This is a genomic window from Bacillota bacterium LX-D, assembly GCA_031628995.1.
Lineage (GTDB): Bacteria > Bacillota > DUOV01 > DUOV01 > Zhaonellaceae > JAVLUO01.
The window spans coordinates 91,595-116,088 of record JAVLUO010000004.1 but is presented as its reverse complement, the minus strand read 5'-3'; the positions used below and the strand labels follow the sequence as shown (position 1 = coordinate 116,088).

21 protein-coding genes, 6 tRNA genes and 1 riboswitch are annotated in these 24,494 nt (G+C 36.0%); of the genes, 8 read left to right on the top strand and 19 right to left on the bottom strand.

Annotated elements, in window-relative coordinates; translation table 11 throughout:
* Positions 1-6: 6 nt before the first annotated feature.
* The 3 genes from RDV78_05590 to RDV78_05580 all read right to left on the bottom strand — a co-directional run bounded on the left by RDV78_05590 (position 7) and on the right by RDV78_05580 (position 2,280).
* Positions 7-498 carry a hypothetical protein gene (locus RDV78_05590; protein MDS1029969.1) on the bottom strand — a complete coding sequence of 164 codons (492 nt, stop codon included), beginning with the start codon at positions 496-498 and terminating at the stop codon, positions 7-9.
* Positions 499-1,002: 504 nt separating this feature from the next.
* Positions 1,003-1,857, bottom strand: coding sequence for a substrate-binding domain-containing protein (locus RDV78_05585; GenBank protein ID MDS1029968.1), 855 nt, complete (start codon positions 1,855-1,857; stop codon positions 1,003-1,005).
* Positions 1,858-1,892: 35 nt separating this feature from the next.
* Positions 1,893-2,007: riboswitch (molybdenum cofactor riboswitch) on the bottom strand.
* A gap of 105 nt (positions 2,008-2,112) precedes the next feature.
* Positions 2,113-2,280 carry a hypothetical protein gene (locus tag RDV78_05580; protein ID MDS1029967.1) on the bottom strand — a complete coding sequence of 56 codons (168 nt, stop codon included), beginning with the start codon at positions 2,278-2,280 and terminating at the stop codon, positions 2,113-2,115.
* Between the two features lie 298 nt (positions 2,281-2,578).
* Here RDV78_05580 and RDV78_05575 point away from each other — a divergent pair, with 298 nt between their 5' ends.
* From RDV78_05575 to fdhD, 5 genes are read left to right on the top strand one after another with little or no spacing between them, the layout of a single operon-like run.
* Entirely contained in the window at positions 2,579-3,043 is a 465-nt protein-coding gene (locus tag RDV78_05575) for an NAD(P)H-dependent oxidoreductase subunit E (protein ID MDS1029966.1), read from the top strand.
* A 24-nt stretch (positions 3,044-3,067) separates the two neighbouring features.
* Positions 3,068-4,327, top strand: coding sequence for an NADH-quinone oxidoreductase subunit NuoF (gene nuoF, locus RDV78_05570; protein MDS1029965.1), 1,260 nt, complete (start codon positions 3,068-3,070; stop codon positions 4,325-4,327).
* 28 nt (positions 4,328-4,355) lie between these two features.
* Positions 4,356-7,064, top strand: coding sequence for a formate dehydrogenase subunit alpha (gene fdhF / locus RDV78_05565; protein ID MDS1029964.1), 2,709 nt, complete (start codon positions 4,356-4,358; stop codon positions 7,062-7,064).
* A 3-nt stretch (positions 7,065-7,067) separates the two neighbouring features.
* Entirely contained in the window at positions 7,068-7,670 is a 603-nt protein-coding gene (locus tag RDV78_05560) for a molybdenum cofactor guanylyltransferase (GenBank protein ID MDS1029963.1), read from the top strand.
* Positions 7,671-7,684: 14 nt separating this feature from the next.
* On the top strand, positions 7,685-8,479 hold the full coding sequence (fdhD, locus tag RDV78_05555) for a formate dehydrogenase accessory sulfurtransferase FdhD (protein MDS1029962.1): 795 nt from the start codon (positions 7,685-7,687) through the stop codon (positions 8,477-8,479).
* A 39-nt stretch (positions 8,480-8,518) separates the two neighbouring features.
* Here fdhD and RDV78_05550 read toward each other — a convergent pair whose 3' ends face one another.
* From RDV78_05550 to larC, 5 genes are all read right to left on the bottom strand, one after another.
* Positions 8,519-9,469 carry a serine hydrolase gene (locus RDV78_05550; GenBank protein ID MDS1029961.1) on the bottom strand — a complete coding sequence of 317 codons (951 nt, stop codon included), beginning with the start codon at positions 9,467-9,469 and terminating at the stop codon, positions 8,519-8,521.
* Positions 9,470-9,496: 27 nt separating this feature from the next.
* Positions 9,497-10,360 carry a VanW family protein gene (locus tag RDV78_05545; protein MDS1029960.1) on the bottom strand — a complete coding sequence of 288 codons (864 nt, stop codon included), beginning with the start codon at positions 10,358-10,360 and terminating at the stop codon, positions 9,497-9,499.
* A 134-nt stretch (positions 10,361-10,494) separates the two neighbouring features.
* Positions 10,495-11,187, bottom strand: a complete 693-nt coding sequence (locus RDV78_05540) for a hypothetical protein (protein MDS1029959.1) — start codon at positions 11,185-11,187, stop codon at positions 10,495-10,497.
* A gap of 166 nt (positions 11,188-11,353) precedes the next feature.
* Complete coding sequence (gene larB / locus RDV78_05535; GenBank protein MDS1029958.1) at positions 11,354-12,100, bottom strand: nickel pincer cofactor biosynthesis protein LarB; 747 nt, start codon at positions 12,098-12,100, stop codon at positions 11,354-11,356.
* A gap of 21 nt (positions 12,101-12,121) precedes the next feature.
* On the bottom strand, positions 12,122-13,306 hold the full coding sequence (larC, locus tag RDV78_05530) for a nickel pincer cofactor biosynthesis protein LarC (protein ID MDS1029957.1): 1,185 nt from the start codon (positions 13,304-13,306) through the stop codon (positions 12,122-12,124).
* 532 nt (positions 13,307-13,838) lie between these two features.
* On the opposite strand from larC, the gene RDV78_05525 reads away from it, so the two are divergent.
* Positions 13,839-15,110, top strand: coding sequence for a methyl-accepting chemotaxis protein (locus RDV78_05525; protein ID MDS1029956.1), 1,272 nt, complete (start codon positions 13,839-13,841; stop codon positions 15,108-15,110).
* Between the two features lie 414 nt (positions 15,111-15,524).
* Here RDV78_05525 and RDV78_05520 read toward each other — a convergent pair whose 3' ends face one another.
* Together RDV78_05520 and RDV78_05515 are read right to left on the bottom strand one after the other, a co-directional pair.
* Complete coding sequence (locus tag RDV78_05520; protein MDS1029955.1) at positions 15,525-15,788, bottom strand: hypothetical protein; 264 nt, start codon at positions 15,786-15,788, stop codon at positions 15,525-15,527.
* A 21-nt stretch (positions 15,789-15,809) separates the two neighbouring features.
* Positions 15,810-17,063, bottom strand: coding sequence for a DNA polymerase IV (locus RDV78_05515; GenBank protein MDS1029954.1), 1,254 nt, complete (start codon positions 17,061-17,063; stop codon positions 15,810-15,812).
* Between the two features lie 219 nt (positions 17,064-17,282).
* Here RDV78_05515 and RDV78_05510 point away from each other — a divergent pair, with 219 nt between their 5' ends.
* Positions 17,283-19,421: a copper amine oxidase N-terminal domain-containing protein gene (locus RDV78_05510; protein ID MDS1029953.1), complete on the top strand. Its 2,139-nt coding sequence runs from the start codon at positions 17,283-17,285 to the stop codon at positions 19,419-19,421.
* A 93-nt stretch (positions 19,422-19,514) separates the two neighbouring features.
* Here RDV78_05510 and hslO read toward each other — a convergent pair whose 3' ends face one another.
* Positions 19,515-20,393 carry an Hsp33 family molecular chaperone HslO gene (hslO, locus tag RDV78_05505; GenBank protein ID MDS1029952.1) on the bottom strand — a complete coding sequence of 293 codons (879 nt, stop codon included), beginning with the start codon at positions 20,391-20,393 and terminating at the stop codon, positions 19,515-19,517.
* 561 nt (positions 20,394-20,954) lie between these two features.
* The gene (locus tag RDV78_05500; protein MDS1029951.1) at positions 20,955-21,452 is read right to left on the bottom strand and encodes a hypothetical protein; all 498 of its coding nucleotides are present in this window, start codon (positions 21,450-21,452) and stop codon (positions 20,955-20,957) included.
* A 670-nt stretch (positions 21,453-22,122) separates the two neighbouring features.
* Between RDV78_05500 and RDV78_05495 the strand changes: the two genes are divergently transcribed.
* Entirely contained in the window at positions 22,123-22,269 is a 147-nt protein-coding gene (locus RDV78_05495; GenBank protein MDS1029950.1) for a hypothetical protein, read from the top strand.
* A 535-nt stretch (positions 22,270-22,804) separates the two neighbouring features.
* Here RDV78_05495 and RDV78_05490 read toward each other — a convergent pair.
* The 7 genes from RDV78_05490 to RDV78_05460 form a co-directional block, all read right to left on the bottom strand.
* Positions 22,805-22,893: transfer RNA gene (locus RDV78_05490), tRNA-Leu, on the bottom strand.
* Positions 22,894-22,916: 23 nt separating this feature from the next.
* Positions 22,917-22,992, bottom strand: a tRNA-Cys gene (locus RDV78_05485).
* Between the two features lie 6 nt (positions 22,993-22,998).
* Positions 22,999-23,073 (bottom strand) — tRNA-Gly (locus RDV78_05480).
* A 44-nt stretch (positions 23,074-23,117) separates the two neighbouring features.
* A tRNA-Phe gene (locus RDV78_05475) sits at positions 23,118-23,193 on the bottom strand.
* A 4-nt stretch (positions 23,194-23,197) separates the two neighbouring features.
* Positions 23,198-23,274 (bottom strand) — tRNA-Asp (locus tag RDV78_05470).
* 3 nt (positions 23,275-23,277) lie between these two features.
* Positions 23,278-23,353, bottom strand: a tRNA-Val gene (locus RDV78_05465).
* A 173-nt stretch (positions 23,354-23,526) separates the two neighbouring features.
* Complete coding sequence (locus tag RDV78_05460) at positions 23,527-24,459, bottom strand: lysine exporter LysO family protein (GenBank protein MDS1029949.1); 933 nt, start codon at positions 24,457-24,459, stop codon at positions 23,527-23,529.
* Positions 24,460-24,494: the final 35 nt, after the last annotated feature.

The following is a 24,494-nucleotide window of genomic DNA, read 5'->3' as shown; positions in this document are numbered from 1 at the left end:
TGTCAGCTAATTCTTTTCTCTTACAGCGCTCACATAAAGTGATTTCACTTTTTTGAGTGAGTGCAAGTTTTTTAGTGGTATATTCCAATTGCTCTTCAGTTGTAAAGTACTCACCGCACTTTGTACAAGAAACCAACTTAAAGGTTTTATTCCAAATAGTTCTTTGCTCATTAAGATCTTGTATTTTAATAGCATCAACAGGACGACAAAAGCACAGGCACCACAGCCGATACAATCGGCAGCTGGTTCATCGTACGGAGTGGAAACTCTCTTAGTTATACCCCGATTTACAGTAGCTATAGCACTTGTTCCCAGCTCTTCACAATCCTTAACACAAAGGCCGCATAAAACACAATCGTTACCTTGTACAGACCCAAACCTGGCTAGATCTTCTGCTACTATGTTATATTCTTTTGCTAGTTGTTGCAAGTATTTATTATGAGGAGAACCGGCAATTAGGAGTAACACTAAAGTTTTTCTGATTTTTCTAATTTCCACTATATTGGTCTGAACTTTGCAAACCCCTGCTGGACACCTTTTAGATTTAATATGCTGCTTATATTCTGCTCTAAAGTGTTTTAAGGTAGTAAGAACTGGATTGGGAGCACAGGTTCTTCGCAGTGCATGCACATAATTGGAATTTCACAAGTTTTGCAGCTGATACATTTTTCTGGAGAAATCATTAGTATTTTACTCATTTTCTCCTGGTCACCCCATAGGTACCGGTTTCCCCTCCCTTGTTATTAATTTAGTTTAAAAAACAAAAAAACAAAGGAGTTCATTATAGGTAAACTTCCCCTATAATGAACTCCTTTGCAATTGGCAAGCATAAAAATTACTTTATACATCCTATCATCCTTTTAAACCCCAAGGGCTTTCAGGCTCGGAGTTAAATCTTATACGATATTTCTAATTGTTTAAGAAATTCCTTTTTAATTATCTCCGGAAATTTTTCGTAATTAATTATAAAATTCTGTATTTACGATTAATGGATCCATATTGTTATTTGCTAGCATTAGGAATAAATAAGGGCTGCCCAAATTTGTCGACTCCGTATTTACCTATAAGCTCTTGTACTTCGGGAGATAAAATCCAATCGATAAATGCCTGTGCCTCTGCTTCCTTGATTTTTTTGTCTTTAGGAGTCGGCATAATAACCCCATATTGATTATATAAGTCTTTATTTTTTTCAGTTAAAATAGCTAAATCTAGTTTATCTTTCATGGAAAGATAAGTTCCCCTGTCGGTCAAAGTATAGGCTCTCTTCTCATCAGCCATTTGGAGCACTGCTCCCATACCTTTCCCAGCAGATATATACCAAGCACCGCTAGGGTTAATTTGTGCTTTTTCCCAAATGCTCTTTTCTTTGGTATGAGTTCCCGATTCGTCTCCTCTAGAAATAAAAGCTTCTTTACTATTGGCAATTAAGCTGAAGGCTGCTACTGCATCGTTTGGTGCCTTTTGTCCAATAGCTGCCGGGTCTTCGGCGGGACCTACTATTATAAAATCATTGTACATAACATCGTGTCTATTGAGACCATAACCATCTTTGATAAATTGTAGTTCTTTTTCTTTTGCATGAACTAGAAGACAATCAGCGTCTCCCCTTTTACCCATTTCTAAAGCTTCTCCTGTCCCTTTAGCAACTACTTTTACTTTAATGCCTGTTTTCTTTTCAAAGTCTGGCAAGATATAGTCAAGGAGTCCCGAATCCTCGGTGCTAGTAGTAGTAGCTAAGATCATATTTTTTTCCGGCATTCCCTGATTATTTTCCTTATTAGCCTGCCCTGTTTGCTGACCACAGCCTACAAACAACAACATACCTAAGGTAATTAAAATAAAGATAATTTTTCTCATAAAAAGCTCCTTTCATAAAAATTAAATGAAAAGAGAATTGAACTACATTCTCCTTTTCAAAATGGAAGGCAAGACAGTTTCCCATCTTACCCTAGCGGCCTAGACTCCATAGGGTCCTTTAGGAAAATAGGCTCGGAGATAATATAATAAGTTTATTCTTTATTTTCTGATAAATTCCTTTAAAAAAAAGCATACACAATTAAATTTGTTAACAAATAAATAAAAGCCGAGATTTCCCCCGACTCCGTAAGAAATTTAATAGATTCTAATTACCTCTTGATCACCTACATATTCCCCATTCTCGTATAAGTTTTCAACGCTCATTTTTACAGCAGTTACAGGAGTATAACCTAACTTAGAAATACCAACTTCAAGATTTTGATCAAAACCTTGCAACTTATTAATTAAATCTTCTACAGTCAAAATTTACACTCCTTATTTAAATGTATTTGAGATAAGCATATTATCTCCAAATTCCAAATGTTTATGTTATATAATTTTTCATGAACTGCTGCAGGTAAAATATTATTAATTATTGCGATTTTGCTCTATAAAAACCGTTTGAAGTTGTTAAACACTTAGTTTTTCTATAATATTAAATTAAGTTTAAATTAAGTCTAAAAAAATAGAGGAAATTTATATAGAATTATAAATGTCAGAAAAGTCGGAATAATCAATGTAAATCTAAAAGTTTGATCTTAATTCAATTCGGGGTGAGGAAATGTGTAAGTGCGATCAGCCTTCTAAAAAAATTTTAGCTATTATCAGGGAATTTAAAAAACAAGAAGGAGCTTTGATACCTCTTTTACATGCAATACAAAAAGAACTAGGGTATCTACCAAAAAAAGTCCTAGAAACTGTTGCAGTTGAATTAAAAATACCATTAAGTTCAGTCTACGGTACAGCCACCTTTTATTCTTTGTTTTCTACTACAGAAAAGGCTCAAAACATTATCCGGGTCTGCGAAAGTGGACCATGCCACGTCAGTGGTTACCAAGAAATACTGGAAACCATTAAAAACGAACTAGGTATCGACATAAACCAAGCCACTCCTGACAAGAAATTTTATTTAGAAAAATGCGCTTGTTTAGGTGTTTGTGCAGAAACACCAGCTATAATGATCAACGACCAGACTTACGTTAATTTAACTCCTTTAAAAGTTAGAAAAATACTAGCTAACTTTTAATTGTACTAAAAGGAGGATTATTCATTGAACTATATCGAAACGGACGGTTTAAAAATCGTTCTAAGAAACTATGGAAAAATAGATCCAAACAAAATTGAAGATTATGTGGCCCGGGGCGGATATGAATCCATAAAAAAAGCTCTTACTGAAATGACACCAGAAACTGTAATTGAAGAAGTTAAAAAATCTAATCTTCGGGGGCGAGGCGGCGCTGGATTTCCCACCGGGTTAAAATGGAGTTTTACTAAAAAAGATGCCGATCAAAAATATATTGTTTGTAATGCTGACGAAGGGGAGCCTGGCACTGCTAAAGATCGCTTAATTATGACTGGAGATCCTCATAGTCTAATTGAAGGAATGATTATAGCCGGTTACGCCATTGGCGCAACCAAAGGATATATTTATTGTCGAGGAGAGTATACCTCTTCAATTGAGACATTAAACAACGCCATAAACCAAGCTAAACTACATGGTTATTTAGGGGAAGATCTTTATGGCACTGGTTTTTCCTTCAATTTAGAAGTTCGAGCAGGAGCAGGTGCTTACGTCTGTGGTGAAGAAACTGCATTAATAGAATCTATTGAAGGGCACCGCGGCATGCCACGTTATAAGCCTCCTTTTCCAGGTGGAATAGGCTTATTTGGTAAACCAACTGTAGTAAATAACGTTGAAACACTGGCTAATATTCCTGTAATAATTGAGAAAGGCAGCGACTGGTTTAAAGCAATTGGACCAGAAAAATCACCGGGGACTAAAATATTCATTCTCTGCGGCAACTTAAGAAATACTGGAGCATTAGAATTACCCATGGGTGTTACTGTGAGAGAATTAATCGAGAAATACGGGGGCGGTACTTTAGCTGGTCGTGATATCCAAATGATTCATTTAGGAGGAGCTGCTAGTGGTATTATGCCACCATCATTATTAGATACACCAATGGATTTTGAATCTTTGGCAGCCGTCGGACAAGGTCTTGGTTCCGGCGTAGTCTTAGTAATAGACGATCAACAGGATTTTATAAAATACATGTGTACAACAACCCACTTTTTTGAGCATGAATCCTGTGGCAAGTGCACTCCCTGCCGGGAGGGTACTGCACGGCTTAACGAAATAATGCAGCGAATCGGCTCAGGACATGGCAGCATTCAAGATTTATCTAACTTAAAAGATTTAGGTGAAATGATGCAAATTAGTGCCCTCTGCGGTTTAGGTCAGGCTGCTCCAACACCAGTCCTTACATCCTTACAACATTTTAGGGACAAGTATCTTGAGTACATAGTTTAAATATTTATGCAAAAGGGGTGAAAAATAATTGATCAATCTAACAATAGATGGAAAAAAAGTTTTCGTTGAAGCAGGTATTACTATCCTTGAAGCTGCCCAGAGTATAGGCATTGAGATTCCAACTTTTTGCTATGACCCAGCACTTTGTAAAGCCGGGGCCTGCCGAATTTGTGTAGTAGAGGTTGAAGGCAGCCGTCTTTTAGCTGCTTCCTGTGTGGCACCTGTTACCGAAGGAATGGTTGTTTATACAGAAAGTGAAAAAGTTCTTAAATCTCGCCGCATTAATTTAGAATTACTTTTGGCTAATCATAAACAAGATTGCTTAACTTGCGAAAAAGCAGGTGAATGCAAATTACAGGAATATGCTTACCGATATGGTGTTTCTAAATCTCGTTTTGAAGGTAAAAAGCGTTCCATACCATTGATAGACGATAATCCTTTTTTCCTGCGGGATTATGAAAAATGTATTAATTGCGGCAAATGTATTCGTGTCTGTCAGGAAATTCAAATTAATAATACTTATGATTTTGTCGAACGTGGCTTTAATGCCCATCCAAGCACGCCTTATAATATTAATCTGCAAGACGAAAATTCCCCTTGTGTCTTTTGCGGCAACTGTATTGCCATTTGTCCAACAGGTGCTCTGACTTACAAAGTTAACGAAGGAAAATTCCGAACTTGGGAAATTGAAAAGAAAGTTAAAACTACTTGTACTTATTGTGGTTGTGGTTGCGGCTTAGAGCTTAATGTTATTAAAGACCAAGTTGTGCGAATTACACCAGATAAATCAGGCAAATCGCCCAATGAATATGGGGCACTTTGTGTTAAGGGCCGTTTTGGCTTCGATTTTATCAATAGCAAAGATCGATTGACTGATCCTTTGATTAAGGAAAACGGAGAATTCCGCAAAGCAACTTGGGAAGAAGCATTAAGTTTGGTTGCTTCCAAGCTAAAAGGTATTGCCGAAGAACAAAGCGGCGATTCCCTAATGTTTTTAAGTTCAGCAAGAACACTTAATGAAGAAAACTATTTAATGCAAAAATTAGCGCGGGCGGTCTTTAAAACAAACAATGTTGACCACTGCGCCCGTCTCTGACACAGCGCTACTGTGGCTGGTCTAGCCGCATCATTTGGCAGTGGCGCAATGACAAACTCTATTAACGAATTTGCTGGTGCAAAATGTATCTTTGTCATGGGATCAAATACTACAGAAACCCATCCCATTATTGGTTTACAAATTAAAAAAGCTGTTAAATTCAACGGAGCAAAGCTTATTGTTGCTGATCCAAGAAGGATCGACTTAGTGGATTATGCTCATGTTTGGTTACGCCACAAATCAGGTACTGACGTTGCCTTATTGAACGGAATAATGCATGTTATTCTAAAAGAAGGTCTAGCGGACCAAGAATTTATAAAGAACAGAACAGAAAACTTTGCCGAATTAGAAGCCATATTACCCAAATATACCCCTGAATATGTTTCTAAAATTACAGGTGTTCCACCACAAGACATAATCGAAGCAGCTCGCACTTATGCCCAAGCGGAAACTGCTTCTATCGCTTACGCCATGGGAGTTACCCAACATACCGTTGGAGTTGATAATGTTCGTTCCTTTGCTAACTTAGCAATGCTGACTGGTAACCTAGGTAAACCAAATGTAGGTGTTAACCCATTGCGTGGACAGAACAATGTTCAAGGTGCTTGTGATATGGGTGCTTTACCTGATGTCTATACGGCTTACCAAAAAGTTACTAATCCCGATATTAAAGCTAAATTCGAAAAAGCCTGGGCTGTAAAAAATTTGAATGATAAAATTGGGGTTAAAGCAACACATGCTTTTGATGCCGTAACTGATGGCAAAATAAAGGGAATGTATATCATAGGTGAAAACCCCATGATATCAGATCCCAATATCAAACATGTAGAACATGCCTTAAAGTCATTAGAATTTCTAGTGGTTCAAGATATTTTCATGACACCAACTGCTAAACTTGCGGATGTAGTCCTACCAGCTGCATCCTTTGCCGAAAAAGATGGTACTTTTACCAACACAGAGCGTCGTGTTTTAAGGGTTCGCCAAGCTATTAAGCCAGTTGGAAATTCTAAACCGGACTGGGAAATTATTAAAGACATTGCAAATTACTGTGGCTACCCTATGAATTATACAAGTGCAGAAGAAATTTTTCGGGAAATTGCTTCGGTAACGCCTTCTTATGGGGGAATATCTTACCAACGTATTGAAGAAACAGGTGGTCTCCATTGGCCGTGTCCATCTTCAGAGCACCCAGGTACAAAATATTTGCATAAGGATAAGTTTGCTAGAGGATTGGGAGAATTTAAAGGTATTGAATGGAAACCTCCAGCTGAAAATCCAGACGCAGAATTTCCATTACTTCTTTCCACAGGCCGTAGCTTGTTCCATTATCATACAGGTACAATGACAAGGCGCGCCAAAGCTCTTGATCAATATTTGCCCAAAGGCAGAGTTGAAATCAATCCTGCTAAAGCAGCGGAGTTAGGAATAGTTTCTGGAGACAAAGTTAAAGTAGCAACTAGGCGCGGTGAAGTAGTTACTACTGCTTATGTCACAAATAAGGTGCCAGTCCATACAATTTTTATGTACTTCCACTATGAAGAAGAAGCAGCAAATCTACTAACGAACAATGCACTGGATCCAATTGCAGCTATACCTGAATTTAAAGTTTGTGCAGCAAAGGTTGAAAAGGAAGGAGTCTAAACTTTGCGAGGAATTATCTTAGCCGGTGGCAAAAGTTCTAGAATGAACTGCAATAAGTCTTTTGTTAAGCTTGACGGGAAGCCTTTTATTGAAATTATTGTTGATAAGGTAAGGCCTATCTTTAAAGATAAGATTACCATTATTACAAACGAGCCAGAACTTTATCGTTATTTAAATACCGATATATGCTGTGATTTAGTTAAAGACAAGGGGCCTATTGCCGGCATCTATACCGGCTTAGTTACCTCCGACTCCTTTCATAATTTTTTTCTACCTTGTGATATGCCCTTTATTAGCGGTGAAACAATTAAATATATGCTCAAACACAAGGGAAGATATGATGTAATTGTACCTTTAATTAATGGTTATATTGAACCTTTATACGGAATTTATTCAAAAAACTGTATTAAAGCCATAGAAAAATGCCTTCTCCAAAACTTGCTTAAAGTCAAAAGTTTATATGAATATGTTTCTGTAAAAACTATTCCTGAAGAAGTTTTTACAAAGTTAGACTCTGAGCTTAAGCTATTTACAAATATAAATACACTTCAGGAATTAATGGCTGCCCAACAAATTATCAATATCAGATGTCAAAAAATAATTTAATGCAAGGTGACAAAATGTTAACTCACACTAGTAAGATACCTATTGAAAAAATAATCAAACACGAGCGTTTTACAATAGAGGATACTGTCGTAGACGAATATCCCTTTACCATTCATGTAAATGGATTAGAACTAGTAACATTACTTTGCTCACCAGCAAACTTAGAGTATCTAGGCATTGGTTTTTTACAATCCGAAGGATTTATAATAGATAAATCGTGTATCGAAAAGGTTGAGTACGATCAAAAAACAGGATATTTTAATGTACTCCTCCCTTTCGCTACAAAAATTTTTCAAGAAAAAGCCATTGGCAAACGTACTTTAACAACTGGTTGTGGAAAAGGAACCACCTTTAATCAAGATCTTAGCTGGTTAGAGTCCCAACCTATTACAACTGAAATTTATATTTCCACTCAGCAGGTATATGATTTTGTAAATGAAATGCAACAAAAATCTCAGACCTTTAAGGAAACAGGCGCAGCACATATCTCTACCTTAGCTTCGACCACGAAAATTTTATACGTCCACGAGGATATTGGACGTCACAATGCTTTGGATAAATTATTTGGAGAGTGTATTTTAAATGAGGTAGGTTACGGTGATAAAATCATTGTAACCAGCGGACGCATTTCTTCAGAAATGCTGATTAAATGCGCCAAAAGAAGAATACCAATTTTAATTTCCCGCAGTGCTGCTACAGGCCTTGCCATAGAACTTGCACAAAAAATGGGAATTACTTTAATAGGTTTTGTTCGAGGCAACCGCATGAATATTTATGCTAATGGTTGGAGAATCGTAAATAATAATTAGGGCAGCTTAATCGCTGCCCTTAATTTTTCTACTTTCTATTTAATTACTTGCATCACATAGTTTAAATGCCTTAAGGAGTAAAGATTTAGTATCTTTGTACCTTTCATGAGCCCCATCCTTAAATATTACTACAATATAATCATGTCCTTTATAATGGCCTAAAGTACAAAGTGTGTGGCCTGCTTCAGATGTATATCCCGTTTTCCCTCCCACTAAACCTGTAAATCTGTTGGCATCTTTAAGTTGACTATTACTATTGACCCATGTTTTAACCACTTTTTGACCGTTCTTATTTTTATAGATAACTTTCGTGATACGGGTAGAAATAGTATTCCTTATTTGTCTTTGTTTAAAAGCTTCTTGACAAATGATTGCGAAATCATAAGGAGTAGTATAATGGTTTGGACTGAAAAAGCCATGAGGATTTACAAAATTTGTTTGTTCTGTGCCCAGCTCTGCGGCCTTCTTATTCATCATCAGGGCAAATTTTTCTTGTGAGCCTGCAATATGCTCTGCCAAAACTGCAGCACAATCATTTCCTGAAGGCAACAGCATCCCATAAAGCAATTGTTTTACCGTTAGTATATCTCCAACTTCAACACCTGCCCGAGTACTTCCAGCAGGAACTGAATCTAAAGCAGTTTTTGATACAGTAACTACTTCGTTTAAATCACAGTTTTCAACAGCTAATAAAGCTGTCATAATTTTTGTAGTACTGGCTGGAAAAAACCTTTGATGAATATTTTTTTTAAACATAATTTTACTTATATTATCTTTTATTAAAATCGCACCTTCAGCATGAACTGTATAACTAAAACTTGGAACATCAGTAATTGCAGCTGTGCTAATTTTTTCCAATAGATTTACATTGCTTAATTTTTCTTTGCCTAAATTTAATTCTTTTATAATCTCCAACTCACTTGCCTTGGCAATAAAACCAGTCCCAAATGAAAAAAGAAGCACTAAAATTATGAATATCTTTTTAAGCATCCAAGCCCTCCAATATTTATAGCCATGTTATTTAAAACACAATGAATGTTCCCCTGATTGCCAGGTAGGTTTAATTTTAAATAATTCTAAAATAGGTCTAATAGAAACCATCATTTTTCTATCTTTATATTTTACTCCCCCTGGCAGCTGAGCACTTATACCGTTTTTCTCTAGTAGATTTTTACCAACTAAAATCTTAAGAGTTACATTATCTTGATTTTTCACGGTAATGCTTTGTGTTTTTTCATCCCAAGCTACCGATAAACCATTATATCCGTGGAAAATTTTACAAGGTGCGTAGGTAATACCATTAATGATGTAACCTTTAACAACTTGATTGTTAATATAAATATTAACAGGTTCTTCTTTATCTTCAATAAGTTGAAAAACCTTAACAGTAACACTGGAATTGCTTATATAGGTTTTAAGCATAATTGGGTCGTTCTTTGTATTCTGAAATTTTAAATCATAGGTTCCCCAACTTACAGTGGCATCTTGGCCTCTGCCAATATATTTTACACTTCTGCTGTGGCGATGAACTTCAATAATCTTTAATTTCGCTGAAAGTGCACTTTGATAAATAGTAGAAGAGATCTGACAAATGCCTCCCCCAATCCCTTTAACAACTTTGCCGTCACTAAAAATATCTGCCAGCTTATAACCATTTCCAGCTGTCCTAGGACCTACAATTTTATTAAAGGAAAAAATTTTATTAGGTTGTAAAATAAATCCGTCTATTTTTCTTGCGGCTAGGCGAATATTAGTTAAGCGATTAGAATTTTTGCTAACTAAAGGAGTGGAAAATGACGACAATTCATGCTGAGTAGCAGCGTGAACTGGACATGCACAAAATAAAAAAAAGAGCAACACTAAAAAACTAATATTCTTCAAAAACAGTACCCCCTTTTACATATTTTCCCTCTAATTGTTAATTAATTATAAAATAAATAGTCTGCAAAATATGTATTAAAAAGGGAGTTTACTGTTTTCTTTTTGAAAATTATAGGTAATTTCTGCTTTAGCTACTAATAGGTTTTAAAGGTCTTAACAATATGCTCAATTATAGGGGCATAGTAACTTTTTTCGTCTTGAGGGCACTCGAGTAGGAAAGTGTAAATAACATCATCTTCCATCATTATTTTTTTATAGAAAATCGTTTCTCCGTCGATTCCTGAAACTACAAACCAATCCCTTCTTTTTACTTTGTAAGTTACATTACTATGGCTGTCTATTTCATCATTATATAATGATCTAAGAGTTTCATCTGCTGCGTTATAAGAGGCAAAAACGGTCATTTTCGCTTTCTTGTCAGGAGAATAAAAAATTCGTCCATCATTATTTGCTGGCTCTTCAGCTGTTTCAAAATGACTGGGATATTCCATACTAAAAGAAAAACGCTCGTTTGTATAAGTTGAATAAGTAACGATTTCTGGTCTGGCTGGTTTAACTTCCTCTGTAGTTTCTGCAGTAGTTACGTCTGGAGCCTTGCTAGCAACGTCAGCATCCTTTTTGACTTCAATAATACTATCTGCCTTACTTTGCAGAGGCTCCATCACACTCTTGCCCATAAAATATGAGATGAAAAATGTTACAACAAGTAAAGCACAAGAAATAGCTATAACAGAAGAAACATTTTTTTTCTTTTGTTGTCTATTTTCCGGATTACATTTGGTACAGTACTCATTTTCAGTTGGTGCTCCACATTTAATACAGTACAAAATATCACCTCTAATTAAAGTTCTAGCTTCAGTCAATATTTTGCATTATAGCTTCCTTTTTAGTTTTTCGACGCCAACAGTTTACTTTTCCTTCAATGTCAAGAATTTTTAACATTTGGTACCTATGTAAGAAAACCTAAATAAGTCGAAGCACATTAGGATTGTTCTACAATTTATTAATGATACTTGCATTATATGCAGCTCCAAAACCATTATCAATATTAACAACACTCACACCGTTGGCACAGCTATTTAACATTGATAAAAGAGCTGAAAGACCTCCAAAGTTTGCTCCGTAACCAACACTAGTAGGAACCGCTATAATTGGCTTATCAACAAGACCCCCTATAACACTTGCCAGGGCCCCTTCCATTCCCGCAACTACAATGATAACCTTGGCGCCTCTCAAAATATCTATTTTGGCAAAAAGCCTATGAATGCCTGCGACTCCTACATCGATAATTTTTTCTACCCTATTATCGAAAATCATAGCGGTTTCTGCCGCTTCCTCTACTATTGGTAAGTCAGAAGTCCCAGCTGAGACTATAGCAATATAACTATTTGTTAGATTTCCTTCTTTTTTTCGAATAGTTATTGTTCGGCCAAGTTGATTATATCTGGCAAAACTACATATTTCCTTTACCGCACTGTACATTTCTTTGCTAGCCCTGGTAGCAAGTATATTAATATCCTTTGTAAGCATAAATTCAATAATGTCTTTTACCTGTTCTACTGTTTTCCCTTCACAATAAATTACCTCAGGGTATCCCACCCTTATTTCTCTATGGTTATCAATCTTAGCAAACCCTAAATCACTAAATGATAAATCTTTAATCATCCTCATGGCTTCTTGAATTTCTATTTCACCATTTTTTACAGTTTCAAGCAATTTCTGCATTTGATTTTTATCCATATAGTTCTCCTATAACTACTGTTATTGTTTATTTATAATCTCATTTATTACATTATAAACCTTAGCAATAGGCAGATCTTTTTCTTTAGCTATTTTTTTGCAATCCTCGTACTCAGGCTTCTTTTTAATCAGCTTACCTTGGTAATAAGAATTTTTTACAGTCACATCTCCGAACTGTGTGTTTATTTTCGTAAAATCCCTCTGTAGCATAATTTTTTCAACCTTATATTTTCTAATGCCTATGGAAGTAGTTTCTTCAAAAATTACTTCTTGTACGGCTTTTTCTTTCTCTTTATTTACCAATACGCTTAGTTTAGTTGCAGACCTCCCTTTTTTCATTAATATAGTTGTTCTATATACGTCTAAAGCCCCACTTTCAAATAGCTTTTCCTCAATATAGCTGTAGAGTTCCGGATTCATATCATCTATATTTGTTTCTAAAATATATTGATCTTCTTTTGCTTCATATTGTTCTTCATTTCCCAAAAAAACCCTTAATACATTTGGAATATTCAAATCTCTATTTCCTACGCCATAACCAATCTTTTCAATTAAAAAACTTATTTTATCAGTAAACTCATCCACGTTAGCTGCTAGAATTGCTGCTCCCGTAGGTGTAGTAGTTTCAAAAGGTACTATTCCTGATTTAATCGGAATATTCTTTAATAATTCAACAGTTGCAGGGGCAGGAACAGGTAATATACCATGGGCACATTTTATAAAGCCTCCCCCTACTTGAACGGGAGATGCCACAATTTTATCAACCTTTAGGTAATCTAACCCTATGGCAGCCCCTACAATATCTACAATTGAATCGATGGCACCAACCTCATGAAAATACACTTGGGATACTGGCTTTCCATGGACCTTCGCCTCGGCCTGCGCTAATTTCAAAAATATATCTAAACTTAATTTTTTAACATTGTTATGTAGATTGCTTTCATTTATTATCTTTACGATGTCCTCTAAATTTCTATGACTATGATGATTATGAGTCTTATTTTGATTATTTAAAATAACATTAACTTTTGTTCCACTTATGCCCTTTTTTATATCTTTAGTAATTTTTATTTCATATTCATCATCCAATCCTAGTTTTGAAAGCTCTTTTAGTAGATATTCCTGATCTACACCTAGGTCAATTAAAGCTCCCAGATTCATATCTCCGCTTATTCCGCAAAAGCAATCGTAGTATAATACCTTCAAATTTTATCTCTCCAATGTGCATTAATTTTTATATTGGCCTAAAATACTAGACTTCCATTTGTTAACGGATTCCATTAGCTTATTTGTGTTTTCAGTTCCAATCTTTCACCTTCGAGTATACTCGAAGTTAAAAGCGGCTTTCAACCGCAGAATAACATACGTAACTAAAATTAACTTTTAATCTATCCAATTATTTCCCCTTGAAAATTTCTTATTTATGTGTATTATGCAGGTATTTACCAAAATTTTGGCGAAATAAAATTTAAGTAATAACATCACAAAAAGCAAATTTTATAAATTAATTACCAACTTTTAAACCCAATAAAATTTTAAAATAACTAATTAATAAATTTTCTATAATTAAATTTAACACTTTTTCAAACATTATGACAATTTATTGCTTATGCTTTTTGTGAGCTATCGAAATAATTTTAACTGTATCTAAAGGGGGGAAGAAATAGAAACTTGAGGTGTTTTAGCAATTTTAGTAATATTAATTATTTCAGAGATTTTGAACTTGGGGGGGATTAATATGAACTTTAATAATATTAAACTTAAGACAAAGCTCTATCTGCTTTTGCTGGTGCCTGTGCTAACTGTAATTTTGTTGCTTATATTACTATTTTTCAATGCCTCAACTGGCTTAATATTTACTACTTTAACAATATGCCTACTTATATTTCTATTTTTAGGGATTGCGATCATTCTTAATATTAATCATCGTGTTCAAATTGCAGTCAATTTTATTGAAAAAACAGCTGCTATGGATTTATCATTTGACCCAACCTATAACTATGATAAATTCATCAGTGAACAAGATGAATTTAGTCGAATTGTTTATCATGAGGCAAAAGCAAGAAAAACCATACGTAAAATTGTTTCCCAGTTAAAAAAGACTGTCAAAAGTATTCATGAAAGTGTTGTTCAGATAACTGATTTAGCTAACGAACTAAACAAACAAGCGGATAGTGATTCTTATGCCATTCAGGAGTTATCTGCCGGCATGGAAGAAACTGCGGCATCTACACAAGAAATAAATGCAACCTCTGTAGAAATTTCCCAAGCTGCCGATTCAATTACCTCCAGAGCCCAAGAAGGAGCCTCCTCAGCAAACGAAATCAGCAGGCGAGCCAGCGAACTAAAAACTACCGTCACTGCTTCAAGAAACTCAGCCTTAAAAGTCTATGAAGACACAAAAATGAATATGGAAAAATCTATTAACGAGGCTAAAAGCGTCGAACAAATTAGAACCTTATCAGACTCTATTTTAAAAATTGCTTCTCAAACTAATCTTTTAGCTTTAAACGCAGCTATTGAAGCAGCTCGAGCTGGAGAAGCAGGCCGCGGTTTCGCAGTTGTAGCAGATGAAGTTAGAAAATTAGCAGAGGAATCAACTGATACGGTGTCGGAAATACAAAAAGTCATACAAACGGTTATTTCCTCTGTGGAACACCTTACAGAAAATTCTGATAAAATGCTCCAATTCATGGACACTCAGGTAATTAACGATTATGACATGATGATTAAAACAGCGGAAGATTATAACAAGGATGCATCTTTTATAGATGATCTAGTTGCTGAGTTTAGTACTACAGCTGAAAAACTAACCTCGTCTATTCAAGGCATTACTAGAGCAATTGATGAAATTACTGTTACTGTAAGCAATGGGGCCTCCGCCACCCAAGACATTGTCAGTCGTTCAGCCGTAACAGCAGAAAAAACAGACGAAATCAAAAACAAAGTCATGGAAAACGAACAAGATTGTTCACAATTAACTAAACTTATACAAATGTTTAAAATATAGAATTTTGGAATCGAGTAGGAGCTGAATAATTGGGAGTATGCATAATTTCGTGTAAATGGTTTTTCACAGTTTAAAATTTTAATATAAAATATTCCGGCCACATTTCTACACCTAGTTTTATATTACGACAATAGGTTAGACTATAACCGGCTCTTATTCACCGGGAAGATAGGGCGATGTTGGAGAACAACCCGAGCGTCCGGTGAAGTTCTGCCGGTAGAGAGTGGGTAATTATCCCCACTCTTTATTTTTACTACCCTCACGATGGACACCTTGTCTTAGGTTAACGGTTGGCACTATCAACCCCCGTATGGGACTTTCACCGACAAGCAAGCGCCTATGCCGGGCGCACCACCAAAATTAGAAGCCTTGACACAGTCAAGGCTTTTCTTTAATATTTAGAAAATGCTGCATCTATATCTTATAAAGAAACCATTTACAAGTACTATTTTCATATTTCAACTCAAATGTCCGCATAATTCCGTTAAATTCACTTTGGCATCTATATATTATCATTTTATTACCAGCTAGTTTTTCTTCAGTTCTAGTTATAATTTTATCAATTTTAACAATACAAACTGATTTATCTTTCAAAATAAATTTACATTTTAAGGGCTTTAGAATCCCTTCCTCTGTGAACCAAGCTAGCATTTCTATTGGCCGCATGACTACTTTCACTTAAGCACACCCACTTTAAATTTATAACAAGCTAGACATCATTGGGTAATCTTCTTCCTGAATAACACCCCCTGCTATTTCTTTAATACCACTCTGTAAAAAGGTTGAACGGAATAGGGCTTTTGACCCATATTTGGCACGAATTTTATCAATAGCCTTATCCAGACTGCGTTCCTTTTCCAAATTACCTGCAAATAAGGCAATTTGCTCAAAGTCATTACTACATAATTCTCCCACTCGAACTCCCAAATGCCGAATTGGCTGTCCTTGCCATATTTCTTTAAACAATTGGCATACGATCTGATATATCTGATTAGTAGAATTAGTAGTTGTATGTAATTTTCTTTGATGTCCATAGCTAAAAAACTCATTTGTTCTAAAACTTACGGAAATTAATTGGGTAGAATAGTTGTTTTGCCGCAGCCTAGCAGCTACTGTCTCAACTAAAGATAATAAAACCATCTTTGCTTCCCTCAAATTATCTACATCAAAAGCAGTAGTAGTAGAATTACCAATACCCTTAATTGGTATTGTGGCATTATCCTTAACTGGAGTATTATCATATCCATTGGCATAATTCCAAATTAATATGCCATGACTCTTTAATAAACGTTTGAGAAATTGAGGGTCTGTTTTTGCTAAGTCACCAATTGTACAAATGGCGTAATTTTGTAACTTTGCTAATGTTGCTCTTCCAACCATAAATAAATCGCCAACGGGTAAAGTCCACATTTTTTCGCTGATTTCTTCAGGAAAAATCGTATGTACCTTATCTGGCTTTTCAAGTTCCGAAGCCATCTTAGCTAAGAGTTTGTTGGTTGAGATTCCAATATTAACAGTAAAACCTAATTCTTTTTTTATCCTATCTTTAATTTTATGAGCCGCTTTTATTGGTTCCCCAAAGTGATTTTCCATGTTGGTATAGTCTAAGAAACATTCATCAATAGAAAATCTTTGAATACAGGGAGAATATTCTTTAAGTATTTCTAACATTGCCAAACTACATTTCATGTATAATTCGTAATTTGGTGGAACAATTATAAGTTCTGGGCACTTCATTTTTGCTGAAAATAACGTTTCCCCCGTTTGTATCTTATATTTTTTAGCTGGAATAGATTTGGCCAGTATAATCCCATGCCTTGTACTAGGATCTCCACCTACGGCAGATGGAATTTCACGTAAATCAATGGAGTCCCCACGCTGCAACCGGCATATTGCCTCCCATGAAAGGTAAGCGGAATTGACATCAATATGAAATATAATTCTTTTGCCCATAGTTTATTACCACTTCCTACAGTATAAATTATAATGGAACATATGTTCTTTGTAAATGATATTGTCACTTATTATAAAAGTAAATATTGTTTTTTATGGGAAAATAAAGTAACCTAAAAATTAGGTATTATTTGTCACAAACTTAAACAAATTTGGTCAGGCAAACGTCTATTAAAATAAACTTCTATTAAAATAAATAAATGAGAGGTATCGATCCATATGAATAAATATTTAAAAAGCATTTGCTTTGGCACGATATTTTTGGTAGGTATATTTTGTGATTTTTTCCCTCAGCCTAGGGCCTTTGCCCAAGAAAATACATTCTTGGAACAGGCAGTGGAAAACCCCACAGAAAAAAATGAAGAAGGGAAAAAAATCCGGTTAACCATGGGTAGTAACATTATTGTGGTAGACGGTACCAAGTATCTTTTAACTACTTCCCCCAAACTCGTTGGCGGCAGAACTTTTTTGCCTCTAAGGTTTGTGATTGGACAAGTGTTAGCAGCCGAAATGACATGGGATAACACTGTTCAAAGGATTTTTATCAATAAAGATGATACGCAAATAGTTTTGACTATTGGGGAAAATAAGGCTGTAGTGAATGGGGCGGAAACTCCTTTAGATGCAGCACCTTTATTAGAAAAAGGTACCACTTTGGTTCCCATCCGTTTTTTAGCTGAACAATTTAAAATAAAAGTAGATTATGATTCCTCGACCCAAACGATTACTTTAACTCTTCCTCAGGAAACACCGCCGAAAGAATCTATGGAAAACCATGCACCTATTGCTAAATTTAGGTTTGACAAAGAAATTTATACTGCAGGGCAACCGGTAGGGACATTTGATTTGAGTACCGATAAAGACGGCGATAAAATTGTGGAAACATTATGGCAGGTAAACCATGATGAAAAACTTGTTGCCAAGACATTAAGCAGTATGTTTAAAACACCCCGGGCAGGGACTTATGATATCTCTTATAAAGTGAAAGACATAAACGGTCAATGGAGTGATTGGTATACAGAATCTATCACTATTTTGCCCAATGAGAAGCCTTTAATTACGGAGCTTACTACAGATAAAGCAGAATATGCACAAGGGGAAGAAATCCAATTTTCCTATAAGTATGAAAACGAAGACTGGGAAACCATAAAAACAGAAAGATGGACTTATCGCCCCAAGGGGGTAAAAGAAAGCACTATGACACCGGTAAAACCCGAAGCCATTTATTCCCAAGGGGAGTATATTGTTACCCTACAGTTACAGGATCAATATGGCAATTATAGTGATAAAAAAGAAGTAGTTGTGAAAGTAAACAATGTTTTCTTAAAAGGAGAGTTTGAGTATAAAGTCACCCATGGAAAAGTGGGGGATACCATTGATAACTTTAGCAGCTTTAACTATACTGCTTTAAAAGAAATCTTTCCCAAAAAAACAGCTTCAGAAAAGGGCAAGCTGATTATGAGCGATTCCCCAGAGATGGTAAGTCAAAAAGGAATTTTATACCAAGAAACCGTCTGGGGAAACGGCCGGGTACTGATTCATCATATTAACAAATTTACCGAGGAAGAAGCAAAAGCCCATAATAAAAGGCTAGTAGTCACTGCCACAAATAACACCCTTGTAAACATTGATTTGACTATTTGGAATAAAACTATCAAAGGTCCATCAGACGACGTATTTTATTTAGGACAGCAATTGCTTTACCAATATTTTAAAGGAGCACCGTCAGAAGTTATAACTATTAAGCCAGGCTCCACTCAAATCATTTATGATAACGGTACTAGAAAATGGCTGCCTGAGCAGACCATATCTGGAATGTTTGATTTTTCCGCACCCTTGCCCGTTACCTTTACCGTAGCAGTATTAGATCAGGAAGATACGTTGGAAACTATGGCGACTATGGATAACCTCCCCAAAGATAATCATCCTCGGGGGACTTTTAATATTTTAGCTGAAGATTACCATGTTGATTTAAAAAATGAAACAGAAGCCGTAAAATTACTCTTGGGCAAAGGCATGCCAGAGTGGTTGGAAGGCACAGACGGCATTACAAAAGAAACTGTTTACAACAAAGGCAACTACGGTATGGTATATCATATTAAAGTAACTGCTAAAGAAGATACAGCAATTATTATCAATCCCCGAGGCTATTCCTTCCGAGGCGCTATCCGTTGGGAAGATGATGATACCTATTACATTCCAGCAGCAGGGAATTATACTGGCAGCACCAACCGCTCCGCCTTTGCAGGTATCATTCGGGCAGGTGAAACCAGGGAATTTGCCTACATGCTTCCCAATGGTTCTGCCTCCCCCGTTCTTTTTGGTTTCATACCTAAAAGCCATTGGAGTAAATTTTAATAAGGCTGGCATATAATTAAAAGGCGTTGTCCCTTTGTCTGCGCTCTTTCGGCACCGTAAGGGCAACGCCTGAATTGAATCATTTCATAAATATTATTTTGCTTCATCTCTTAGCTTTTCCAGTTCTTCCTTGGAAAATTGATAAATCTCATTGCAGAAATGGCATTGAGCTTCCGCCTTGCCTTCTGTTTCAATAATATCCCCGATTTCTTCCTCGCCTAAGCTGACTAGGGCATTAGAAATCGTTTCTTTTGAGCACTGGCATTTGAATTGGACAGGCATCTTCTCAATAATTTCTACATTACTTTTACCAAGAACCTGTTCAAGAATTTCTTCTGGTGTCAGCCCCTGCTGAATCATTTTGGAAATAGGCATCATTGTTTCTAAACGTTGTTCGATTTCAGCAATTGTTTCTTCAGCGGCACCAGGAAGCATTTGGATAATAAAACCGCCTGAAGCTTGTATTGAATTGTCAGGATTGACTAATACACCTAGTCCTACTGATGATGGAACCTGTTCAGATGTTGCTAGATAATAGGTAATATCGTCTCCTATCTCCCCGGATACAAGTGGAACCTGGCCAGTAAAACAATCACCCATTCCGATATCCTTCGCTACTGTAACCATTCCGTCTATTCCAACGGCTCTGCTTACATCCAATTTCCCCTGTTCATTTAAGTCCAAGTGGGTTTGCGGATAAGCAACATAGCCCCTCACCTCACCCTTTGCATTTCCATCAACAAGGATTGCACCTAAGGGGCCTCCTCCCTCTATTTTGATTGTCAGCTTTTCATCCCCTTTTAGCATGGCACCCATCATAAGTACAGCTGTCAAAGCGCGGCCCAGTGCCGCTGAAGCTGTTGGCCAAGTGCAATGTCTACGCTGCGCTTTACCTACCGTTTGTGTTGTAGATGCAGCATAGGCACGAACCTGGCCGTTATATCCTAATGCTTTAATTAAATAGTCATTCATTTTTATCTCCTATTCTTTTCTTGCCGTCAACAAACCATCATTGTTTACAAGAACAATTTCTTTCTCTTTGTCTTTAGGTAACTGTTCAAAATCTCATTAATTTTTCCGCTAAGGTCATAAACTGCAGCTCTCTTATATAATCTTATTAAAAATTATACCACATAGCAAATGTGTATTATACTGAGTCATTAAATTAGTGTGGTAATTAAATTAATAATGCAGTTTTTCCCAAATCATCTTCCGTCATATTTTTTAAATATAGTTGAAAAATAGCTTTGATCATTAAAACCAACATGCCGAGAGATGCTTTTCTTAATAGTTTTTTACTTTCCTCAATCCTAACTTTATTTGAATATTCGGAATAACTTTGTCCTAATTTTCCTTAAACAGTTTGCTAAAATATGTTAAGTTTAGTTAACTTATGCTGCAACATCATTTAAAAAAAGCGTGCTGTATAGAGCACGCTTTTTTGTCAAAAATACCACTAAGGGTTTACCCCATAAACCTAATTTACATTCTGAAAATTCCACTATACCAACTCTCTTCCTGGACGAAGATTTGTTAAGGCATTTTCATACCTAGCAGATTCAATCCAGCCCTTTGCAAAAATTCTTGTACAAGTAAATTTGCAACATTATCCACTGTGAGCGCTGTTCCAGCTGTAACATATGGAGATAAAATCCTGTCTCTTTGAGAACTAGGCACTGCATTGACAACGTTAATAGTAAATCTTAATACATCTATTACTTCAGGCGATAATCCACTTAGGATATTAAATATATCGCTTTCAAGCGACGTTCTGGCAGACTGTCCATTTAAAAATCTTCTTGCTATCTCTATAAATATAGCTAATAGTATACTAGGAACCCGATTGTCATTCGCCAATCTTTCAATTTTAAATTTTACATTTTGTTTTTGCTTAAACTCTGCTGCCGGGGGAACGCGGGTACCGTTCCGAGGAAACCTTAGACGACTAGTCGTTGGTGGTGGACATTTACAACCAGGTCGCAATACGAATTTGTAACTACTTTTTACTACTGGGTTGTTATTATTCCACATTATTACACCTCCTAATTTATATTTATAGTACATAATATTAAGAGGTTATTAAAGCAGTTACCTATCCTTGGAAATTAATACATAATAATCCTATAAAGTAAATTTAAGATTCATACTTTATCTTTAAGTTAGAACTACCTATTTAATTAATTCCTCTACTAGGTAATTTTAAATAGGTGAGATGTAGGTTAAACCTGCGACTGTATGCATTCGTAAAAAAATTAGTTTAGGCATTGGATTTCACGACCTACAACATACTCATTGTACTATGCTTGCAGAATCGGGAATTTCATCTAAATTAACTTCCATGCGACTTGGTCATTCAACAACAGCTATTACTGATCAGATTTATACTCATGTAACCGTAGATATGCAAAATCAAGTTGAAGATGTACTAGATGAAAAAGTATTTAGCAGATTAAAATAAAGGGGGTTTTTAATGGAGGCAGATCGCCTTTTAATATTTTTAACAAATTAATGCTATAGTATTCTCTATTTGGCATAAAAAAGCCACCAGGCGCATTTGTTGTATTTTATTAATTGTGGCAGAAGCATTGGCTTATGTTTAGTTAGTCCTAAAGGCTAATTTTACTTGGAATTAATTAATTCTTATCGTTGCATAATAATCAGGAAGGTTTTTAATTTTATTAAATAATAGGAGTGGATGCAGATGAGCGATAAGGATAAAACTATAGAAGCTTTAGAAGCTTTAGAAGCTTGGAGAAAGGAAGGGGAAAATTTAGAGAACCGCCAGGAAGAAATGAGAGAAAAATTTTTGCGGGAAGTTGGTCAATTACCGCCAAATAGGCAAATTTAAAATGGAGGCGGGCCTAAGCCCGCCATAATATTTATGCAACACAGTATCTTCTATATTAATAAATGCTGCCAAAATTATCTTCACAACATCCTCTTCTTTTGAAGACAAAGCAATATTTTTTTCGGTGCAAGCCTTTTTAACTAAACTCAAAGCATATTCAGAAAGAAGAACTTGAAACCAAAGTATTAAGAGCAATCAAATCACATTTTACCCCTCAAAAAATAAAAGTTATGGTTCAAGAAATAGAAAATATTATAGATGAAGCAACTATTTTAGCTCAAGTACAAAATCTTGAAAATATTTTTAAAAATTCTTCTGTTTTAAATAAAGAGAAAAGAATGTCCGTAAGATATTTTATTAGACAAATGCAATTTGACCCTTTTAATCGAGAAGTTCATATTTATTTTTAGCCAAATCCCAATGGAACTGACCAGGAGCGCATAAAATTAATTAAAAAAGCAACAGAAATAAAAAAAGAAGATGATGAACCATCTTCTACTAACATTAAATTGTCTGACAACTTAATGTTTTCATTTGGTGCCCGGGACCGGAATCGAACCGGTACGGTCTTTGAGGACCGCAGGATTTTAAGTCCTGTGCGTCTGCCAGTTCCGCCACCCGGGCATGTACTATATTAAGATTTGTCATGGAGGCGACGCCCGGATTTGAACCGGGGAATAAAGGATTTGCAGTCCTCTGCCTTAGCCGCTTGGCTACGTCGCCATAACTTGGAGCGGAAGACGAGATTCGAACTCGCGACCCTCGCCTTGGCAAGGCGATGCTCTACCACTGAGCTACTTCCGCAGAACAGAGACTGGAATTTATCCTAGCCTCACTTCTTGATTTGTTGGTGCCTCGGGGCGGAATCGAACCACCGACACGAGGATTTTCAGTCCTCTGCTCTACCAACTGAGCTACCGAGGCAACATGGCGACCCCGATCGGATTTGAACCGACGATCTCCTGCGTGACAGGCAGGCGCTTTAAACCACTAAGCTACGGGGCCATATGGTGGGCGATGACAGGATCGAACTGCCGACATCTTGCTTGTAAGGCAAGCGCTCTCCCAGCTGAGCTAATCGCCCTTGCTTCTTATTTTTAAACTGGAACGATATTTATTATAACTCGTTTCCTTTGACTTGTCAACATCTTTTTTAACTCATTTTCGTCAATCAAGTCGTTTTCGTCGGGAACGTTATTAATTATATCATCCGATGAAAAAAAGTCAACATTTTATCGACAAATTTTTAAAATTTTATTAAAAGCTTACGATCAAAGTAACTAATACAGGGACAACAAATGTTAGAACTATTCCCTGGGTTAAGGCAAATAAAGCTGATTCTGACCCAAGAGAATTAACTATTACGGGCAGTGTAGAATCCATTGTAGTAGCACCACCAACCGCTATTAAAGAATTATGTTTAAAAGCCAAAGCAATAAAGGGAATAAGTGTTAGAGTCATTATTTCTCGAAAAAAGTTGGCTAGTAAAGCCAGGGCTCCCGCTTCTGCACCAAAAGTACTAGCAACTAATGGGCCAGTTATGCTGTAAAAGCCTGAACCCACTCCAATAGCTAAATAAACTGGTAAAGATATTTTGCATAAAACACCAGCAATAATTGCCCCCAGGATACTTCCTATTAAGGAACTAAAAGGCATAAGCAAAGCAGACCAGCCCATTGACTTGATTCTTCCAAAGTTTTGCCTATCCCTGCCAATTTCTAAACCAATTGAAAATAACATAAAATCTAAAAAGAACATGACAAAAGCAGTATAATTCAAAACTAGATGATTATTAAGAAAGTAACCTCCTATCCCTCCAGCACATAAAGCCACCACAGGGATAAGGGCCATTTTAAGGCTATTTTCTCCATTCCCAATTACCACCATAGATACTTTATGGGTTTGTGTTTCAGGTTTTCTAAACATGGAATTATAAAATTCATAGGAGAAGAAAGTCAACAGTACAGCTCCTGCTCCTGAAAGTATGGCAAAAACCAATGCTTTTAAGCCAATAGTGCCTAAATTGGCTACAACATCCGAGTTAGTTGTTATTTTACCCCCGAGAAAAATCAGTAAGGCAAAAAAAGCAATATTAAAAATTTTTGCAGTTACAGCTTGCCATTCTTCTTTAATCCAATTTTTATAACCAAACAATATGCCACAACCCAACGCCAAAAACAGATAAACCATCTAAGTCCTCCTTTGCTGATACTGGTTTTAATAAT

Bases quoted from the DNA above. Each gene is read 5' to 3' on its own strand.
- RDV78_05585 (MDS1029968.1), bottom strand. From the start codon at position 1,857: ATGAGAAAAATTATCTTTATTTTAATTACCTTAGGTATGTTGTTGTTT.
- RDV78_05575 (MDS1029966.1), top strand. From the start codon at position 2,579: ATGTGTAAGTGCGATCAGCCTTCTAAAAAAATTTTAGCTATTATCAGG.
- fdhD (MDS1029962.1), top strand. From the start codon at position 7,685: ATGTTAACTCACACTAGTAAGATACCTATTGAAAAAATAATCAAACAC.
- RDV78_05550 (MDS1029961.1), bottom strand. From the start codon at position 9,469: ATGCTTAAAAAGATATTCATAATTTTAGTGCTTCTTTTTTCATTTGGG.
- larB (MDS1029958.1), bottom strand. From the start codon at position 12,100: ATGGATAAAAATCAAATGCAGAAATTGCTTGAAACTGTAAAAAATGGT.
- RDV78_05525 (MDS1029956.1), top strand. From the start codon at position 13,839: ATGAACTTTAATAATATTAAACTTAAGACAAAGCTCTATCTGCTTTTG.
- RDV78_05515 (MDS1029954.1), bottom strand. From the start codon at position 17,063: ATGGGCAAAAGAATTATATTTCATATTGATGTCAATTCCGCTTACCTT.
- RDV78_05510 (MDS1029953.1), top strand. From the start codon at position 17,283: ATGAATAAATATTTAAAAAGCATTTGCTTTGGCACGATATTTTTGGTA.
- hslO (MDS1029952.1), bottom strand. From the start codon at position 20,393: ATGAATGACTATTTAATTAAAGCATTAGGATATAACGGCCAGGTTCGT.
- RDV78_05500 (MDS1029951.1), bottom strand. From the start codon at position 21,452: ATGTGGAATAATAACAACCCAGTAGTAAAAAGTAGTTACAAATTCGTA.
- RDV78_05495 (MDS1029950.1), top strand. From the start codon at position 22,123: ATGAGCGATAAGGATAAAACTATAGAAGCTTTAGAAGCTTTAGAAGCT.
- RDV78_05460 (MDS1029949.1), bottom strand. From the start codon at position 24,459: ATGGTTTATCTGTTTTTGGCGTTGGGTTGTGGCATATTGTTTGGTTAT.